The organism is Streptomyces sp. NPDC050528 (assembly GCF_044457795.1).
Classification (GTDB): Bacteria; Actinomycetota; Actinomycetes; order Streptomycetales; family Streptomycetaceae; genus Streptomyces.
Map to the genome: position 1 here is coordinate 106640 of NZ_JBITHH010000022.1, position 18188 is coordinate 124827.

Here is an 18188-nt window from a genome sequence, read left to right on the forward strand (position 1 = left end):
TCCGGCGCCTCAGCGGCGCCGTACGGCCACGAAACGGACCGGGGTGCCGGGCACCGCCTGGGCGGCGGCCGGGAGGTCCGTGGGGCGGACGACGGCGATCACCGGGTAGCCGCCGGTGGTCGGATGGTCGGCGAGGAACACCACCGGGTGGCCGTCCGGGGGGACCTGGACGGCACCGAGGACCATGCCCTCGCTGGGGAGTTCACCGGTCAGGGCCCGCTCCAGGGCGGGCCCCTCGGTGCGCAGCCCGATGCGGTTGCTCGCCGAGGAGACCCGGTAGGCACGTGCCGTGAACGTGCGGACGGCCTCCGGTGTGAACCAGTCGTCGCGGGGCCCCAGGGTCACCCGCAGGACGAGTTCGACCGGGGGAGCCGGCTGCGGAGCGACGTCCACGCACGCGTGGCGGCTCATCGGGGACCCCAACGGCAGTATGGCGCCGTTCGTGAGCGGCGCCGGGCCGAGCCCGGACATCAGGTCCGTGGAACGGCTGCCGAGTACCGGCTCGACGCCGATACCGCCGGCGAAGGCGACGTAGCTGCGTACTCCGGAGACGGCCGTTCCGATGTCCAGCAGCGCCCCGGCGGGCACATGCACGGGGGCACCCCAGGCGACCGGCCGTCCGTCCACCGTGACCGGGCAGGGCGCGCCGCCGACCGCCACGAGGATCGTTGAACGAGGCCGTACGGAACAGCCGTTGAGGGTCGTCTCCAGGACGGCCGCTTCGGGCGGATTGCCGACCAGCCGGTTGACGAGCGCCGCCGCCGGCCCGTCGAGCGCGCCGGAACGCGGCACCCCCAGGTGCGCGTGACCGGGCCGTCCCAGGTCCTGCACGGTGGTCAGGGCCCCGGCCCGTACGACGGCGACCGCACGGTCCGTCATACGTCCGCCACCGGGACGAAGCGCACCCGCGTGCCCGGCGCCAGCAGCGCGGCCGGCTCGCGCGCGGTGTCCCACAGGACCGCGTCCGTCGTGCCGATCAACTGCCAGCCGCCGGGCGAGGCACGCGGGTACACGCCGGTGTACGGGCCCGCCAGGCCCACGGCACCGGCGTGCACGGCCGTGCGCGGAGTGGCCCGGCGCGGGACGTCGTAGCGGGCCGGGAGGCCGGTGAGGTAGCCGAAGCCGGGGGCGAATCCGCAGAAGGCGACGCGGAACTCGGTGGCCGCGTGGATACGGGCCACCTCCCGCTCGGGTACGCCCCACAGGGCGGCGACATCGGCCAGGTCCGGGCCGTCGTAGCGCACCGGGAGGTCGATCACCTCACCCGCGCGCGGGGGAGCGGGGGGTACGTCGGAGGCGGCGAGTTCGGAGGCCAGGCGGGCCGGGTCGTCGAGGCCGTCGAGGAGGACCGTGCGGGCGGCCGGGACGATCTCGCGGACGGTGAGCAGGCCCTCCGCGCGGCGCCGCAGCAGCTCCGCGTGGACGGCCTGGGCCTCCTCCCCGGAGGCGACCTCGACGAGCAGCGCGCTGTCGCCGACGGGCAGCGCCCTCATGCGAACGCCTCCACCCGGACACCCGACTCCAGGAGCCGCGCGCGGACCCTGCGGGCCAGGTCGACCGCGCCGGGCGTGTCCCCGTGCAGGCACAGGGAGCGGGCCTTCACCTCGATGCGGGCCCCGGAGAGCGCGTCGACCGCCCCGGAGCGGGCCAGGCTCAGTGAGCGCTCCACGACGGCCTCTGGGTCGGTGACCACCGCGCCGTCCCGGCCGCGCGGCACGAGCGTGCCCTCGTCGGTGTAGCCGCGGTCCGCGAACGCCTCCGTGACGGCCGGCAGGCCCGCCTTCGCGGCCAGGTCGAGGACGACTGAGCCGGGCAGCCCGAGCACGGGCAGCGAGGCGTCGGCCAGGAGCACGCCCTCGATCACCGCGGCGGCCTGCTCCGGGTCGTGCACGATCCGGTTGTAGAGCGCGCCGTGCGGCTTGACGTACGACACGCGCGTGCCCGCCGCCCGGGCGAACACCTCCAAGGCACCGATCTGGTACGCCACTTCGGCCGCCAGCTCGGCGGACGGCACGTCCATCGCGCGCCGCCCGAACCCCGCCAGGTCCCGGTAGGACACCTGCGCGCCGACCCGTACCCCGCGCTCGGCCGCCAGCTCGCACACCCGCCGCATGGTGACCGGGTCCCCGGCGTGGAAACCGCAGGCCACATTGGCACTGGTGACGACGGACAACAGCTGTTCGTCGTCGGTGAGATGCCAGCGGCCGAAGCCCTCGCCGAGGTCGGCGTTCAGATCGATCATCATCTCTCCTGGTCAGGCGACGCGGTACTGCTCGTCGCGGGCGTCGGTGACGAACATCTGGCCCGGCGCGTGGGTGATGGCGAACGGCGGGCGGGAGGCCATCACCGCGGCCTGCGGGGTCACTCCGCAGGCCCAGAACACCGGGATGTCGTCCGGGTCGGCGTCCACCGGATCGCCGAAGTCCGGCCGGCCGAGGTCCGCGATGCCGAGCCCCGAGGGATCGCCGCAGTGTACGGGGCTGCCGTGCACCGCCGGGAGCAGCGCGGTCTCCCGGATGGCCGTCGCCAGGTGCTCCGGGGGCACCGGGCGCATCGACACGACCATGGGGCCGTGCAGCCGCCCCGCCGGGCGGCACGGGCGGCCGGTCACGTACATCGGGACGTTGCGGCCCTGCTCGATGTGCCGGATCGGGACACCCGCCTCGCTCAGCGACCACTCGAAGGTGAAGCTGCAGCCGATCAGGAACGACACCAGGTCGCCGCGCCAGTACGCCCGCACGTCCGTCGGCTCGTCCGTCAACTCGCCGTCCCGCCACACCCGGTAGCGCGGTAGATCGGTGCGCAGGTCCGCGCCGTCCGCGAGAACGGTCGTCCAGGAGCCTGCGTCCGTGACGTCGAGCACCGGGCAGGGCTTCGGGTTGCGCTGGCAGAACAGCAGCATGTCGTAGGCCCAGTCGGCGGGCACCGAGATCAGGTTGACCTGGGTGTGGCCCGCCGCGACCCCGGCCGTGGGGCCCGTCAGCCCGGCCCGGAAGCGGGCCCGGGCGGAACGCGGGCTCCACGCGTGCGCGTGCTCGTCGACAAGCGTCAGGGGGCGGTCTTCCGTGCGGTTCACGCCAGTTCCTTTCCGCGCGTCTCCGGCAGTCCCAGGAGCGCCAGCGCCGCGATGCCGTAACCGATGGCCCCGAAGACGAGCGCTCCGCCCACACCCCAACTGTCGGCCAGGAAGCCCACCAGGGTCGGGAAGACGGCGCCCACCGCGCGGCCCGTGTTGTAGGTGAAGCCCTGTCCCGTGCCGCGCACCGCCGTCGGATACAGCTCGCTCAGGTACGAACCGAAGCCGCTGAAGATCGCCGACATACAGAACCCGAGCGGGAAACCGAGCACCAGGAGAAGGGTGTTGGCGCCGCTGGGGATGTGCGTGTACGCCAGGATGCAGACCGCCGAGAGCAGCGCGAAGAGCCAGATGTTGCGCTTGCGGCCCAGCACGTCGGTCAGGACGCCGCCTGTCAGGTAGCCCAGGAAGGCGCCGGAGATCAGGAAGGTCAGATAGCCGCCGGTGCCGACGACCGACAGACCGCGCTCCGTCTTGAGGTACGTCGGCACCCAGGTGGCGAGCGTGTAGTAGCCGCCCTGGACACCGGTCGAGAGCAGGCCCGCGAAGACGGTCGTACGCAGCAGGCCGGGAGAATCGGCCGTCCCCGGCTTGAAGATCGCCGCGAACGAGCCCTTCTGGGGGTTCTGTTCGCGCACGGCCGTCGCCTCCGGGGCGTCGTGCACCCGGCGCCGCAGCCAGAACACCAGCAGCGCGGGGATCGCGCCGGTCCAGAACATCACCCGCCAGGCCAGGTCGTCGCCGACGAACGAGAAGACCAGCGTGTAGACGACCGCCGCCAGCGCCCAGCCCACCGCCCAGGAACTCTGGACCGCGCCGAGCGTACGGCCGCGGTGCTTCGCACTCGCGTACTCGGCGACCAGGATCGCGCCGACCGCCCACTCGCCGCCGAAACCGAGCCCCTGGAGGGCGCGGAACACCAGCAGGGTCTCGTAGTTGGGCGCGAAGCCGCAGGCCACCGTGAAGACGGCGTAGGTGATCACCGTGATCATCAGGGCCTTGACGCGGCCCACCCGGTCGGCGAAGACGCCCGCTATGGCGCCGCCCACCGCGGAGACGACCAGCGTGACCGTGGTGAACAGGCCGGTCTGGCCGCTGTCCAGGCCGAAGTACGCGGCCAGCGCGACCATGCTCAGCGGCAGCGTGAAGTAGTCGTAGGAGTCCAGGGCGTAGCCGCCGAACGCGCCGGCGAAGGCGCGCCGGCCGTTCGGACCGAGCGCGCGCAGCCAGGCCAACGCGCCGTCGTCGGCGGTGAGTTCATCCGTGTCCGGATGCACGCCGGTGACCGGGGCCTGAGGTGGAGGGGTCGTGCTCATGGGGCACCTCGCAGAGGGAGGACGGAGGGTGCTGGGAGTGAGCAGTGCCGTGCGGGAGCCGTCGGCGCCGGGGTGAGCGGTGGCGCCTTGCAGAGAAAGGTAGAGGATCGTTGAACGATCCCTCAATACCCATGTTGTTTCGTTCTTGTATCTGCGGTTGAATTCCGGGCATGGCAGAGCAGATGGCGGGACTGGCCGACGACCGTGCCCTTCTGGGCCGCACGAGCACCGCGGAACGCGTCTCGGACATCCTCAGGAGCCGTATCGCGGAGGGCTATTTCCCGCCAGGTACGCGGCTCTCGGAGGACAGCATCGGCGGGGCGCTCGGTGTGTCGCGCAACACACTCCGCGAGGCGTTCCGGCTGCTCACCCATGAGCGGCTGCTCGTCCACGAGTTGAACCGGGGTGTCTTCGTCCGGGTCCTGAGCGTCGAGGACGTCGAGGACATCTACCGCACCCGCCGGCTCGTCGAGTGCGCCGTCGTCCGCGGGCTGGGCGAGCCGCCGTACGCCCTCGAACAACTCGCCGGAGCCGTCACGGAAGGGCAGTTGGCGTCCGTCGAAGATGACTGGAAAGGCGTGGGTACGGCCAACATCCACTTCCACAGGGAACTCGTCACCCTCGCCGGCACCGCCCGTACCGACGAGTTGATGCGCAGCGTCTTCGCCGAACTCCGGCTCGCCTTCCACCTCGTGGACGATCCGAGGGCGCTCCACGAGCCGTACCTCCAGCGCAACCGCCTGATCCTCCAGGCCCTCCAGGCCGGCGACCGCGCCGAGGCCGAGAAGCTGCTCGCGGTCTACCTCGACGACTCGCTGGAACGGGTCGTCGACGCGTACCGGCGGCGGGTCGGCGAGGACGGCACGGTGGTCGACTGACGACGGTGCGGCGGTCGACCGACGACGGCACGATGGTTGACCGACCCCGCGTGCGCGGCTGTGGCGGTAGTCGCTTCTGCGTCGTTTGGGTCGTTGTCAGACCGAGGACCTAGTCTGTGCAGCGTGACTTCGCCTGCATCGACGGACAGCGTTCCGCCCCAGTTCAGCGCGGGGCCGCGCCCCGCCCCGGGCCCGGCCGCCGACGAGGGACTGGCGCGGCGACTGCGCGCGCTCGCCTGCACCGCGCCGCTGCACGACCTCGACGCACGCAAGGCCAATCTCGCGGGCGAGTACTCGGTCTACGGCATGGCCGAGGTGGCCCTCGCCGCCATCGACCTGGTCACCCTCAACATGGACTTCGACACGGGTGCCGACCACGACCAGATAGTGGCCAGGCTCATCCCGCGCATCGCCGCCCAGGCCCCGCAGCGCCCCGTCGCCGAACACGAGCGCGTGGCCCGCTGGGTCCTGGAGAACCTGATCAACGTCGGCAGCGTCGACCGCGGGTTCCGCACGGTCTACGGCACGTTCGCCCAGGACGGCACGTACGTGCGCCGGGACTACGACTTCAAGCTGATCGAGGAGGTCCCCGGCTACGGCGGCAGCGTGTACCTCCGGACGACCGACGAGGCTGTCAACGTCCTGGTGGGCGCGCTCGACACCGACGTCACCAGTGCGCAGATCGCCGCCGAGGTGAAGCTGGAGGTGCTGATCAGCCGCGGTCGGCTCGCCGACGCGCAACTCGCGGCGGAGCAGGCCCGGTATCGGACCGTGCAGTACTCGGAGACGCTTCGGCGCGCGCTGGATGCCACGCGGCGGAATGTCCGCGCGGTGGACTGGCTCAATGCCGTGCCGGACATGATCGCCGAGGCGCTCGATCACGTCGCTGATCGGTATCGCCATGAGAACGCGATCCTGACCAATATCCGCAAGGCCCGTGACGAGTCCGAGGATGCCGAACAGAAGCGGCGGGCGGCCGAGTTGGTCGACATCGTCAAGGACTGCATTCGGCGGCACACGCAGCTTCAGTCGCGTCTTCTGGAGGCGGGGCCGCTGTTCCGTGCCGAGCAGGATCGGCAGGCTTTCGCGACGCCGATGACGACCTCGGGGATCGATCTCTACGGGCATCTCGTTTCGCCCGTTCTACCGTTGCCTCTGGAGTCGGCGATTCGGGTCACCGACGCGTTCTTCGCTCGCGGGACCGGGTTGCGTACGCCGGTGTCGGTTCGGGTGGGGGATCTTGTCGACATACTGCTGACACCGCCTGCCGAGCGGGAGCATCTCGGGGCGGAGATGCCCGAGCCGGATCTCATCGCTACGCCGGATGACAGTCGGTTCAGTGAGGAGCAGCTGGCTGCGGCTATGGAGTTGCTCGATCTGCCTGCGGATGCGCCTCGGCGGTTGTCGGGGTTGCTGGCTGACGCGCGGCGTCAGGATGTGGAACTTCCTTATCTGGTGGCCCTGTTGGCCGTGCATGCGGCGAGTCCGCCTGTTGGTACCGCCTACCGGCAGGGAGAGCCGAAGTTGTTGTTCGCCGTGGATGACGGGACCGAACTGGATGATCCCGAGTTCGGTGGGGCCGATCTCATCGTCGGGGTGGCCTTGTTGGATGCGGTGGGGATGGCTGCTGGTCGGAGTGATGCGGCGTGATGGGTCGGTCGTCTTTCGGGTGCGGGCTCGCTGTGGCTGGTCGCGCAGTTCCCCGCGCCCCTGGAGGGGCGCTTGACCTCATCCTCGTTATCAAGTTCAAGGAGTTGTCGTCGTGAGTGAGCCAGCCGAGTGGAGTGAGCCGGAAGGTGCCGCCGCGCCCGTGAGTGCCGCGGTCACGCCTGCCGATGCTGCCGACGCCGCTCGGCTTGTCGCGTTTGGGTTGCAGCCCAAGCTGCAGCCCGCGCGGGATCAGGAGTACGCGGAGTTGCTTCGCCGGTACCGCGAGGATCCGCCGTTCGCTCGGCTTGCCGATGCTGTGGCTGCCGGGCTGGGGCTGGTTGTGCTGGAGGTGTCCCCGCGCGCGGGGATGGCCGTAACTGCCGCCGAGGACTCGGTGTTCGCCGTGCGGATGGGGGACTACGCGCGTCGTACGGCTGCCGACTCCGGGGATCGGTTCCTGCATGGGCTCGCCCATCTTGCCGTGGCCGCCATGGCGTTTCCGCGGCCCGAGGATCTTGCTGACGACGGGTACATCGGGCGCGTCACGGTCAACGGGGTCGACGCCTTTGTGCGGCAGGCCTGTCGGCGGTTGGAGGAGCGGGCCGACGAGCAGGGCATGAACACCGACCCGGCCACCGACGCGCCGGGCCTTGAGGCCGCCTGGCGGATCTGGGTCAGACGCAGTGCGACCGGAGCGACCAAGGACGCCCGGAGACTGGCCGGTTCGACCACCGGGATCGTTGGCAAGGCCGCCGCCTTTCTCACCGACTCCGGGTTCCTGCAGCGCACCGGTGACGACAACGGCGGTACCTATCGCACGACGGCCCGCTATCAGCTCCAGGTGCGTGACATGGCCGGCAGTGCCGCCATGGCCGAGCTGCTGGAGCTGGGCGTCGTTCCGGTCACCGACGGCACCGCGAGTCTGATGCCCGCCGAAGACACCGAGGACCTGGAGCTGGTGGCCGACGCCGGACTGCCGTTCCACTCCTGAGGTTCCTCAACTCCCCCCACCTGCCGAAGACTTACGACGAGAGTCCGCCATGTACGAGCTGTCCCGGGTCCGCCTCTACTCCATCGGGCCCGCCGGTGCGCGCTACGCCGACACCGTGCTTGACCTGCGAGGCGTGGGCCAGCCCGTGCCCGACCCCGCGCCCACCCAGGCGGAGTTCTTCGAGGACGAGCCCGTCGGGCCGCCGCGTCGCCCCGCGCCCGCCGGTGTGCTCTTCCTGGAGAACGGCGGCGGCAAGTCCGTCCTGCTCAAGCTGATCTTCTCCGTGATGCTGCCCGGCCACCGCAACACACTCGGTGGCGCCAGCTCCGGGGTGCTGCGCAAGTTCCTCCTCGCGGACGACTGCGGCCATGTCGCCCTGGAGTGGCAGCACACGCTGACCGGCGAGTGCGTCGTGGTCGGCAAGGTCAGCGAGTGGCGAGGGCGCCAAGTCTCCAACGACCCGCGGAAGTTCGCCGAGGCCTGGTACTCGTTCCGGCCCGGACCGGGGCTCAGCCTGGACAACCTCCCCGTCGCCGAGGCCACTTCGGTACGGCCGTCCGTCGAGGGCGTGTCCGGAGCGCAGGGGCGTCGCCGCACGATGAAGGGCTTCCGGGACGCCCTCACCGAGGCGGGCAAGGCGTACCCGCACCTCGAAGTGCACTGGGAGGAGATCCACGACCGCTGGATCGAGCACCTCGGGGACCTCGGTCTCGACCCCGAACTCTTCCGCTACCAGCGGGAGATGAACGCCGACGAGGGCGAGGCCGCCGGCCTCTTCGCGGTCAAGAAGGACTCCGACTTCACCGACCTGCTGCTCCGCGCGGTCACCGACACCCGGGACACCGACGGCCTCGCCGACCTGGTCGGCGGCTTCGGCAACAAGCTGGGGCGGCGGGCCGAGTTGATCGCCGAGCGGGACTTCACGGCCGGTTCCGTGGACCTGCTCGGCCGGATCGTCGAGGCCGCCGAGGCACGGGCACGTGCGCGTGACATCCACGCCGGCGCCGAGCGCCGTACCCGCACCCTGGCGCGACGACTGTCCGCGCGGGGCGCGCAGGAGCGGGTGCGGGCCGCCGACCTCGCCCAGCGGGTCACCGCCGCCGCGTACGCCGTCACGCACGCCGAGGGGGCCCGGGAGCGCAGCGCGCTGATCGCGGCCGAACTCGCTTACCGGCACGCCTCGTTGGCGCTCGCCACGATGGAGAAGTCCGCCGCCGCGCAGAAGCGCGAGCTGGCCGACGCCCGCACCCTGCACGCCGCCTGGCAGGCCGCCGAGGCGGTCCTACGACACCGCGCCGCCGCCGACCGCTCCGCGCGCGTGGCCGTCGCCATCCGCGAGGCCGAGCGGGACGCCGCACCGGCGCTCGCCGCCCGCGCCAAGGCCGCCGTCGATCTCGTACGGGCCCTGCACTCGGCCGCCGAGAGCGCCGAGAACCTCGCCAACGAGGGCGAGGAGCGTTCCGCCGCGCTCCAGGAGGTCGGCGAGACCTCGCACCGGGACGCGACCTCCGCCGCCACCGAGACGCAGCGGGCCCGCAGCGAGGTCGGGCATCTGCGCCAGCGGCTGTCCGAGGTCGAGCAGGAGACCGCGGAGGCGGTGCGGGCCGGTTGGCTCGACGACAGTGCCCCCGACGCCGACCCGGCCCGCGCGGCCCTCGCCGCTAGCGACGCCGAGAAGACCGCCGTGGCCTCCTGGGACACCGCACGCGAGGCCTCCCGCCGGGCCTCCGAGCACGCGCGTGAGGCCGCTTCCGCCGAGTCCCGCGCGGAGTTGACGGCGGCTCGCGCGTCCGACGCGGCGACTGCCGCCGAGCGGACCTATGACGCCGAGCGGCGCCTTGCGGAGGGGCTCGCGGGGGAGGAGCGGCTGGCTGAGCTGCTCAGCTTGCCCGGTGCCGTAGGCGTCGGCAGTGGTGTGCCGGTACCGCGCGGTGCCGCCGGTGAGCGCGCGACCGACGGTGCGGCGACGGGACAAGGTGACGCCGGAGCCGTGGGCAGCGCCGGGCAGGGCGCCGAAGGGATCGCGGGCGCCCGCTCGGGTGCCGATGGTGACGGTGCCGAGTCGGACGCACGCGCTGGCGCTTCGGCCAACGGCCTTGCCGCGAGCGGCCGTTCCGCCGCCAACGCCTCTTCGCTCGCCCACTCCGGTGCCGCCAAGCCCGCCCGCCCTCTCGCCGAAGGACCCCTCACCCCCGAGGAACTCGACCGCTTCGCCGACGAGTTGCGTGAGCTGCTCGACGACGGGGTCTCCTCCGCCGAGCGGAACCTCTTCGACCTGCGGACCGCCGCCGCCGACGACTCCCGGATTCTCGGGGCGCTCGGTGACGGCGGGCTGTTGCCGCCCGGCCCGGACGTGCTGGCCACCGTGGAGTACCTCGGCGAGCACGGCATCCCCGCGCTGCCCGGCTGGCGTTACCTCGCGCAGGCCGTCGACCCCACCGACCACGCGCGCGTGCTCGCCGCCCGGCCCGAGCTGGTCGACGGCGTGATCATCACCGACCCGGACACGCACGCGCGTGCCCGTGAGGCACTCAGCGAAGCGGCCCTGCTGCCCCGGTCCGCCGTGGCCGTCGGTACGGCCGCCGCCCTGCTCGCCCCGACCCCGGCGCCCGACGCGCAGACCGGTGACGTCTTCCTCGTACCGCCGAACCCGGCCATGCACGACGAGCACGCGGCCGACGAGGAGCGGCAGGCGCTGCGCGCGCGGGCGGGGCAGCGGGACGAGGAGATCCGCACGCTCGCCGCGCGGCTCGGCAAGGACCGGGAGCTGGCCGCGCGGCTCGCGTCCTGGCGCACCGGTTGCCCGAGCGGGCGGCTGGTCGAGCTGGCGCAGGCCGCGCGGGACACGCGCGCGTTCGCCGAGGAGGCCGAGGCCGAGCTCGCCGAGGCGCGGACCGTGCGGGCGGAGGCGGATGAGGTCGCCGCCGAGGCCGCCCAGGTGCGCGACGAGCGGCAGGAGACCGCGCAGAAGGCCCGGCGCGCCGCCGACGCCCTCGCCGGACTCGCCTTCCGGCTGCGCGAACGCGCCGGCTGGCAGGTCAAACTCCGTGAACTCGCCGACGAGGCAGCCGAGTCGGAGGCTCGCGCCCAGTCCTGCCTGGAGCGCGCCCGTGCGGCCGACGAGGACCGCCGCGCCGCCCAGCGCGCCGCCGACGACGCCCGTCGCACGGCCCGTGCGCTGCGCGCCGAGCGCTCCGAGATCGCGGGCGCCCCCGACGACGTACCGGAAGACGACCCGGACACCCCCAAGCCCGCGCTGGCCGCCCTCCGTGAGGCCTACCGGGCCGCCTCGCAGCTCTACGAGAAGGTCGGCGTCGGCGCCGATCTGCGGGCCGAGCAGGCGCGGGCGGAGAGCGACGAGAGCGCGGCGATCGCGGAGTTGGACCGGCTCAGCAACAAGGTCCGTACGCGCGCGGCGCAGTTGCTGGAGTCACCCGACGGCTCCGACGGGCCGTCCCGGCAAGCGGCTGCGGCCCGTGCCGAGGAACTGGTGCAGCTGCTGGAGACCCGGGTGTCGACCGCGAGCGAGCAGCTCGGGCGGCTGCGCGGCGAGGCCGAGCGGCACGCGCCCGAGGACGGCGAGGCGCACACCGAGCTGGCCGAGGAACTCGTCCCGCGCGACGCCGAGCACGCCCAGGCCCTGCTGCGTACGGCGACGGCCGAACTCGGCTCCCGCACCGACGCGTTGGGCCAGGCCCGCGAGGCCCACGCCGAACTCCTGGACGCGCATCGCGCCGCCGAGGACGGGGCCGGCGGTTTCGACGAGACCGCCGCGATGCTCCGGGACCTGATGCGCGAGCACTCCTCGGACGAGGAACAGGAGGAGCCCGAGCCGTATCCCGGCACCGTGGAGGAGGCCCGGCACTCCGCCGCCGAGGCCCGCCGCTCGCTGCGCGGCTGCGCCGCCGACCTGTCCGCCGCCGAGGGCGCCGTACGCGAGGCGAGCGATGTGCTGGTGCGGCACGCCAACTCCACGCGCTACGAGCAGGTACGCACCCCCGCGCGGCAGCAGATCCGTGAGCTGCCGGCGTCCGCGCTGCCCGAGCACGCGCAGAAGTGGGCCGATGCCTTCGCGCCCCGACTCCGGGTCCTCACCGACGAGTTGGCGCAGCTGGAGCGCAACCGCGACTCGATCGTGGACCGGCTTCGCGGGCTTGTCGAGTCGGCGCTGGCGACGCTGCGGTCCGCGCAGCGGCTGTCCCGGCTGCCGGAGGGGCTCGGCGAGTGGTCCGGGCAGGAGTTCCTCCGTATCCGCTTCGAGGAGCCCGACCAGGCCACGCTCATCGAGCGGCTCGGTGTGGTCGTCGACGAGGCGACCCGGGCCGCCGTGAAGAAGAACTCCGACATGCGGCGCGACGGAATGTCCCTGCTGCTGCGGGGAGTTGGGGCGGCCCTTGAGCCCAAGGGTGTCGCCGTCGAGATCCTCAAGCCGGACGCCGTGCTGCGTGCCGAGCGGGTGCCGGTCGGGCAGATGGGCGACGTGTTCTCGGGCGGTCAGCTGCTCACCGCGGCCATCGCCCTGTATTGCACGATGGCCGCGCTGCGCTCCAACGACCGGGGCCGCGACAAGCACCGGCACGCCGGCACGCTCTTCCTCGACAACCCCATCGGGCGGGCCAACGCCACGTATCTGCTGGAGCTGCAGCGCGCCGTGTCCGACGCGCTCGGGGTCCAACTCCTGTACACCACCGGCCTGTTCGACACGACGGCGCTCGCCGAGTTCCCGCTGGTCATCCGGCTGCGCAACGACGCCGACCTGAGGGCGGGCCTGAAGTACATCAGCGTGGAGGAGCACCTCCGGCCGGGCCTGCCGCAGCAGGCCCCGGCCGGAGAAGGGGAGTCGGTGCACAGCGAGATCACGGCGACCCGGATGTTCAAGCGCCCGGCGCCGACCGCTCCGTAGGCGAACGTCGGTCGACCGCTCCGTGGGCGAGCCTCAGGAGTGGGACAGCTGTCCCGCGCCGTTCTTGCGGGCTATCCGCTCCTGGGCGCGCTCGCTGGACCGCGCCTGACGCTGGGCCCGACGCCGCTCGCGGCGGAGGGCCCTTGCCGTGCTGCTGGGCTCCGAGACCACGCCGTTGCGCTGGTTCCACATCTGGCGGGTCACCCAGACGTCGAGGGCGCCCCAGGTGGCCACCACCGTGCTGACCACGCTGCTGATCACCATCGGGAACGCCAGCCAGGAGCCGGCCATCGTGCACAGGAAGGCCACCGTGGCCTGGATCAGCGTCACGGCGATGATGATCACCGCTCGCACGGCCGCCGTACGCACCGGATCGGGCAGCCGGCGCCGACGCGCGGGCTCCTCGATCCACAACGGCCGGTAGTACTCCTGCTGTTGCCTTGTCTCGCGAGCCGGACCGCGCTCGTCGAACTCCGCCGCCGTCGGCTCGTCCGAGCCGCGCGGGGCCTCGCCGCCGTCCCTCGTCACGCCACCGTCCGCCGCGGTGTCGCGATCCGGTGCCTCACGGCGCCGCGGCACCGTCGACCGCGCCGCCACGCCGTCCTCAAGCGCCTCTTGCCGCTCCGCCGTGCCCATCAACGTGTCCTCCCCACCGCCGGTACACCACTCGCCCCGGAGTCCGAAGACTCCGCTCCCCAGTGGGTGCCCGGCTTGCGCTGTTTTACGCCGCACGGTTGCGGATGCGGCTCGTGTGGCCGGTTCCGCCCCCATGTCCCGTAGAGAAAGACGAACAACATGCCACGAAGATTCCCAACAGACGAAAAATTCCGGCCAACTGGCCAAGGGGACCGATGGGGTGGGGTGTGGTGATCTCGCGGATATCGGGGCGGCAATCTCCCGCAATGCACCGACAACTCCCCATGTCTCGTCCCTGTTGCGGAAGTTCACGCCCCGGACAGCTCTTCGAGTTACCTCTGTGTCAGTAGTAGGCTCGCGCCGTTTGTTGACGCACATGTGTACCCCCGGCCGGCGGGGGTCCAGCTGGGGGAGGCCATGCGCTTTCGCGGGAAGTCCATCCGCCGGAAGATCGTGGCGCTCCTTCTCGTGCCGCTCGTGTCCCTGACCGCGATCTGGGCGTTCGCCACGGTCCTCACCGGCCGGGCCGCCGGAGACCTGTTCAACGTGTCGTCGGTCGTCGAGAAGATCGGCTATCCGACCGAGGACACCGTCCGCGTCATCCAGCGGGAACGCCGGCAGTCGCTCGTCTACCTCGCCGACCCGCGCGCCGCCGACGGACTCACCGATCTCAAGCGCAGCCGCGCCGCGACCGACGCAGCCGTCGCCAAGATCCGCAAGAACGCCCGGAACCCGGACGTCCGCGACGCGATGGGCCAGGCCACCGACAGCCGCGTCTCCGCGGTCCTCGACGCCTTCGACGGCCTCCAGTCCCTGCGGCGCAGCGTCGAGGACGGCACCGTCAACCGTGCCCAGGCCCTCGGTCTCTACAACCACCTGGTCGACCCGTGCTACGTGCTGCTGTCCAACCTCCACGTCGTCGACAACGTAGAGATGGACAAGCAGTACCGCGCCCTCGTCAACCTCGCCCGCGCGCGGGAGTTCCTCTCCCGTGAGGACGCCCTGCTCGGCTCCTCCCTGATCGTCGGCAAGCTCACCCGGGACGAGAGCCGCGACGTCTCCGACCTCGTCGCCCAGCGCACCCTGATGTACGACGTCAACCTGCCGCTGCTGCCCTCCTCGGAGCGCGGCCACTTCGAACGTTTCTGGAAGAACGCCGCCAGCGCACCCTTGCGTGTGGCCGAACAGGCCGCCGCCTCCACCACGTCCGGCACGCCCCGCAACGTCACCGCACAGACCTGGAACACCGCGGCGGGCGCCGTGCTGGACAAGCTCGGCACCCTCGACGACCAGGCCAACGACCGCTACCAGGACCGCGTTCGCCCGGTCGCGATGCGCGTCATCCTCAAGGCGGCCGTCGCCGGCGTCCTCGGCCTGATCGCCCTCCTGTTCTCGCTCTTCCTGTCGGTGCGCATCGGCCGCGGCCTCATCCGCGACCTGCGTCAACTGCGCCTGGACGCCCACGAGGCGTCCGGCGTCCGGCTGCCCAGCGTGATGCGCCGCCTGTCCGTCGGCGAAGTGGTCGACGTGGAGACCGAGGTCCCGCGCCTGGAGTACGACCGGAACGAGATAGGCGACGTAGGCCAGGCCCTGAACACCTTGCAGCGCGCGGCAGTCGAGGCCGCCGTCAAGCAGGCCGAACTGCGCTCCGGTGTCTCCGAGGTCTTCGTCAACCTCGCCCGCCGCAGCCAGGTCCTGCTGCACAAGCAACTCACCCTGCTCGACACCATGGAGCGCAGGACCGAGGACACCGACGAACTCGCCGACCTGTTCCGCCTCGACCACCTGACGACCCGTATGCGCCGCCACGCCGAGGGCCTGGTGATCCTCTCCGGGGCCGCCCCGTCCCGGCAGTGGCGCAAACCGGTCCAGCTCATGGACATCGTCCGCGCGGCCGTCGCCGAGGTCGAGGACTACGAGCGTATCGAGGTCCGCAGGCTGCCGCGCATCGCCGTCACCGGCCCCGCCGTCGCGGACCTCACCCACCTGGTGGCCGAACTCCTGGAGAACGCCACGGTGTTCTCCCCGCCGCACACCGCCGTCCAGGTCCTGGGGGAGCGGGTCGCCAACGGCTTCACCCTGGAGATCAACGACCGCGGCCTCGGCATGGCGGCCGAGGCACTCCTGGACGCCAATCTCCGGCTCGCCGAGACACCGGAGTTCGAACTCTCCGACACCGACCGCCTCGGCCTGTTCGTGGTCAGCCGGCTCGCCCAGCGGCAGAACGTCCGCGTCTCGCTCCAGCCATCGCCCTACGGGGGCACCACCGCCGTCGTGTTCATCCCGGACGCCCTGCTGAGCGACGAGGTCCCGGACACCAACGGCATCGGCTTCCGCCTCGACCGGCCCCGGCCGTCCAAGGAGGCCGAGCTGGAGGAGAGCCGCCGCTCCGCGCTCTCCCAGATGCCCGTGAAGCTGCCCGGTCTGCCGCCCGCCCTCCTGGACGGACCGGTCGAACTCGAAGCCCCCGTCGACCTGGACGCCCTCGACGGTTTCCCGAACGCCCTCGACGACGAGGACGCCGAACGCGGCGGGATCTTCCGCCCGCGCCGCGCCTCCACCCACCGGGACGACCTCGCCCCCGTGCGCCCCGTAGAACAGCATCAACAGGTCTCCGAGGCCGATGCGGACGGGCATCGCGGCGAGCCGCTTCCGCTGCCCCGACGCCGTACGCCCAAGCTGGTCAGCTCCCATGGACGTCCCGTCGTCGAGCAGCGGTCCCGACGCGAAACGGGGGACTCCGGAGAGGCCGATTTCGACGGCCCGTCCACCGTCCCGACCCTGGGCGGACCGGAAGCGGACGGCCCCGCACCGCTCCCGGCCCGCCGTCGCGGTGACACGCCGCTACGGCGCCGTACCGACGTACCCGGCGGGCGCGCCGACTCCGCGCAGCCCCCCGCTTCCCCGGGGCGCGGCCTCGGCGAGCCGTCCGAGACGCCCGCTCTCCCCAGGCGCACCCGGCGGGCCGAGATCGCGGCCGGCGCTTCGGGCTCCGACAGCCCGCCGAGCACCGGAGCGTTGCCCAGACGCGTACGCCAGGCCAATCTGGCCCCGCAGCTGAAACAGGAACCCGAGCGGCGTGCCGCGAGCCCGGCGGAGGTCGCCGAGCGCGACGCCGACGAGGTGCGCAGCCGTATGGCCTCGCTCCAGCGCGGCTGGCAGCGCGGCCGCGAGGAGAACGCCGAGGGCGACGACGCCCGAGGCGGCACAGCACAAGGAACTAAGGGGGACGGTCGATGACCGCACCAAAGGCGACCGGCCACGGCACCGACCAGCGTGGGCTGAACTGGCTTCTCGACGACCTCGTCGAGCGCGTCGCCAGCATCCGCAAGGCCATCGTGCTCTCCGGCGACGGCCTCGCCACCGGCGTGTCCCAGGACCTGACCCGCGAGGACAGCGAACACCTGGCCGCCGTGGCCTCCGGCTTCCACAGCCTCGCCAAGGGCGTCGGCCGCCACTTCGAGGCGGGCAGCGTGCGGCAGACGGTCGTCGAACTCGACGAGGCCTTCCTGTTCGTGACGGCCGCGGGCGACGGCAGCTGCCTCGCGGTCCTCGCGGACGCCGACTCCGACGTCGGACAGGTCGCCTACGAGATGACACTGCTCGTGAAGCGGGTCGGTGTGCATCTGGGGGCCGCTCCGCGCACCGATCTGTCCTCCGGCGGGTAGTGAAGTGACATGAGCAGAGACGGTCAGGGAAGAGGCCACTGGTTCGACGACGAGGCCGGTCCGGTCGTCAGGCCGTACGCGATGACGCGCGGCCGCACCACGAGTGCGGCCCAGCACCGCCTCGACCTGATCGCGGTGGTGATCGCGGAGTCCCACGAGGACGACTCGGAAGCGGACCAGACGTTGTCCCCGGAGCACGTGGACATCGTCGGTCTCTGTCGTGACGCCCCGCAGTCGGTCGCCGAACTCGCCGCCGAACTCGACCTGCCCATCGGGGTGATACGGGTCCTCATCGGCGACCTCGTGGACGAGGAACTCGTCCATGTGTCCCGTCCCGTCCCCCCTGCCGAACTGGTCGACGAGAGTATTCTGCGCGACGTCATCTCCGGCCTCCGGGCCCTGTGAGCGGCTCGAACACCGCCCCCCAATCCCATCAAGCAGGAGAGAAGTTCGATGATCTTCGGGCGTTCTGAGCGAGGCAAGCCTCCGGTCGAGCCCGTCACGCTCAAGATCCTGGTGGCCGGCGGCTTCGGCGTGGGCAAGACGACCCTCGTCGGCGCGGTCAGCGAGATCAGGCCGCTGCGCACGGAGGAACTGCTCACCGAGGCAGGGCGTCCGGTCGACGACACCAGCGGGGTGGAGGGCAAGCACACCACCACCGTGGCCATGGACTTCGGCCGTATCACCCTGCGGGATGACCTGGTGCTGTACCTCTTCGGTACGCCGGGCCAGGAGCGGTTCTGGTTCATGTGGGACGAGCTCTCCGAGGGCTCCCTGGGCGCCGTCGTGCTCGCCGACACCCGCCGCCTGGAGGACTGCTTCGCCGCCCTCGACTACTTCGAGCGGCGCTCCATCCCCTTCGTCGTCGGCGTCAACTGCTTCGAGGGCGCGGACCGTTACCCCGTGGACGCCGTACGCCAGGCCCTCGACCTCGACGAGGACGTCCCCCTCATGCTCTGCGACGCCCGCGACCGCGCGTCGGTCAAGGAGGTCCTCATCGAGGTCGTCCAGCACGCGATGGCCTACGGCGCGAAGCGCCGCCAGAGCGTCACGAGTTGAGGCGCGGGCGC

Annotated in this window: 14 protein-coding genes; 8 read left to right on the top strand and 6 right to left on the bottom strand. The window is 72.0% G+C overall.

The window, feature by feature from the left end:
• Positions 1–9: 9 nt before the first annotated feature.
• From ACIBK4_RS48345 to ACIBK4_RS48365, 5 genes are read right to left on the bottom strand one after another with little or no spacing between them, the layout of a single operon-like run.
• Positions 10–879, bottom strand: coding sequence for a biotin-dependent carboxyltransferase family protein (locus ACIBK4_RS48345; RefSeq protein WP_399006197.1), 870 nt, complete (start codon positions 877–879; stop codon positions 10–12).
• Positions 876–1493: an allophanate hydrolase subunit 1 gene (locus ACIBK4_RS48350; protein ID WP_399006199.1), complete on the bottom strand. Its 618-nt coding sequence runs from the start codon at positions 1491–1493 to the stop codon at positions 876–878. Before ACIBK4_RS48350 ends, ACIBK4_RS48345 begins: the two co-directional genes overlap by 4 nt.
• Positions 1490–2242: a LamB/YcsF family protein gene (locus ACIBK4_RS48355; protein WP_399006242.1), complete on the bottom strand. Its 753-nt coding sequence runs from the start codon at positions 2240–2242 to the stop codon at positions 1490–1492. The genes ACIBK4_RS48350 and ACIBK4_RS48355 overlap by 4 nt, the downstream gene beginning before the upstream one ends.
• 12 nt (positions 2243–2254) lie before the next feature.
• Positions 2255–3076, bottom strand: a complete 822-nt coding sequence (locus ACIBK4_RS48360) for a putative hydro-lyase (RefSeq protein ID WP_399006201.1) — start codon at positions 3074–3076, stop codon at positions 2255–2257.
• Complete coding sequence (locus tag ACIBK4_RS48365) at positions 3073–4392, bottom strand: MFS transporter (protein ID WP_399006203.1); 1320 nt, start codon at positions 4390–4392, stop codon at positions 3073–3075. Before ACIBK4_RS48365 ends, ACIBK4_RS48360 begins: the two co-directional genes overlap by 4 nt.
• Positions 4393–4562: 170 nt before the next feature.
• On the opposite strand from ACIBK4_RS48365, the gene ACIBK4_RS48370 reads away from it, so the two are divergent.
• The 4 genes from ACIBK4_RS48370 (at position 4563) to ACIBK4_RS48385 (ending at position 12814) form a co-directional block, all read left to right on the top strand.
• Positions 4563–5270, top strand: a complete 708-nt coding sequence (locus tag ACIBK4_RS48370) for a GntR family transcriptional regulator (protein WP_366434390.1) — start codon at positions 4563–4565, stop codon at positions 5268–5270.
• 123 nt (positions 5271–5393) lie between these two features.
• Positions 5394–6920 carry a hypothetical protein gene (locus tag ACIBK4_RS48375; RefSeq protein WP_399006205.1) on the top strand — a complete coding sequence of 509 codons (1527 nt, stop codon included), beginning with the start codon at positions 5394–5396 and terminating at the stop codon, positions 6918–6920.
• Positions 6921–7032: 112 nt separating this feature from the next.
• Positions 7033–7911: a hypothetical protein gene (locus tag ACIBK4_RS48380; RefSeq protein ID WP_399006207.1), complete on the top strand. Its 879-nt coding sequence runs from the start codon at positions 7033–7035 to the stop codon at positions 7909–7911.
• Between the two features lie 49 nt (positions 7912–7960).
• Complete coding sequence (locus ACIBK4_RS48385) at positions 7961–12814, top strand: hypothetical protein (RefSeq protein WP_399006209.1); 4854 nt, start codon at positions 7961–7963, stop codon at positions 12812–12814.
• A gap of 33 nt (positions 12815–12847) precedes the next feature.
• Here the strand turns inward: ACIBK4_RS48385 and ACIBK4_RS48390 are convergent, their stop codons facing one another.
• Positions 12848–13450, bottom strand: a complete 603-nt coding sequence (locus ACIBK4_RS48390; protein WP_399006211.1) for a hypothetical protein — start codon at positions 13448–13450, stop codon at positions 12848–12850.
• A gap of 417 nt (positions 13451–13867) precedes the next feature.
• On the opposite strand from ACIBK4_RS48390, the gene ACIBK4_RS48395 reads away from it, so the two are divergent.
• The 4 genes from ACIBK4_RS48395 to ACIBK4_RS48410 are packed head-to-tail and all read left to right on the top strand — an operon-like array spanning position 13868 to position 18177.
• Entirely contained in the window at positions 13868–16690 is a 2823-nt protein-coding gene (locus ACIBK4_RS48395) for a nitrate- and nitrite sensing domain-containing protein (RefSeq protein ID WP_399006213.1), read from the top strand.
• The gene (locus ACIBK4_RS48400; RefSeq protein WP_366434395.1) at positions 16687–17118 is read left to right on the top strand and encodes a roadblock/LC7 domain-containing protein; all 432 of its coding nucleotides are present in this window, start codon (positions 16687–16689) and stop codon (positions 17116–17118) included. Before ACIBK4_RS48395 ends, ACIBK4_RS48400 begins: the two co-directional genes overlap by 4 nt.
• A gap of 9 nt (positions 17119–17127) precedes the next feature.
• The gene (locus ACIBK4_RS48405) at positions 17128–17523 is read left to right on the top strand and encodes a DUF742 domain-containing protein (protein ID WP_366434396.1); all 396 of its coding nucleotides are present in this window, start codon (positions 17128–17130) and stop codon (positions 17521–17523) included.
• A gap of 48 nt (positions 17524–17571) precedes the next feature.
• The gene (locus ACIBK4_RS48410; RefSeq protein WP_399006216.1) at positions 17572–18177 is read left to right on the top strand and encodes a GTP-binding protein; all 606 of its coding nucleotides are present in this window, start codon (positions 17572–17574) and stop codon (positions 18175–18177) included.
• Positions 18178–18188: the final 11 nt, after the last annotated feature.

Excerpts from the sequence above, each read along its gene's own strand:
- ACIBK4_RS48345 (WP_399006197.1), bottom strand. The coding sequence starts at position 879 with ATGACGGACCGTGCGGTCGCCGTCGTACGGGCCGGGGCCCTGACCACC.
- ACIBK4_RS48350 (WP_399006199.1), bottom strand. The coding sequence starts at position 1,493 with ATGAGGGCGCTGCCCGTCGGCGACAGCGCGCTGCTCGTCGAGGTCGCC.
- ACIBK4_RS48355 (WP_399006242.1), bottom strand. The coding sequence starts at position 2,242 with ATGATCGATCTGAACGCCGACCTCGGCGAGGGCTTCGGCCGCTGGCAT.
- ACIBK4_RS48365 (WP_399006203.1), bottom strand. The coding sequence starts at position 4,392 with ATGAGCACGACCCCTCCACCTCAGGCCCCGGTCACCGGCGTGCATCCG.
- ACIBK4_RS48370 (WP_366434390.1), top strand. The coding sequence starts at position 4,563 with ATGGCAGAGCAGATGGCGGGACTGGCCGACGACCGTGCCCTTCTGGGC.
- ACIBK4_RS48385 (WP_399006209.1), top strand. The coding sequence starts at position 7,961 with ATGTACGAGCTGTCCCGGGTCCGCCTCTACTCCATCGGGCCCGCCGGT.
- ACIBK4_RS48390 (WP_399006211.1), bottom strand. The coding sequence starts at position 13,450 with ATGGGCACGGCGGAGCGGCAAGAGGCGCTTGAGGACGGCGTGGCGGCG.
- ACIBK4_RS48395 (WP_399006213.1), top strand. The coding sequence starts at position 13,868 with ATGCGCTTTCGCGGGAAGTCCATCCGCCGGAAGATCGTGGCGCTCCTT.
- ACIBK4_RS48400 (WP_366434395.1), top strand. The coding sequence starts at position 16,687 with ATGACCGCACCAAAGGCGACCGGCCACGGCACCGACCAGCGTGGGCTG.
- ACIBK4_RS48405 (WP_366434396.1), top strand. The coding sequence starts at position 17,128 with ATGAGCAGAGACGGTCAGGGAAGAGGCCACTGGTTCGACGACGAGGCC.
- ACIBK4_RS48410 (WP_399006216.1), top strand. The coding sequence starts at position 17,572 with ATGATCTTCGGGCGTTCTGAGCGAGGCAAGCCTCCGGTCGAGCCCGTC.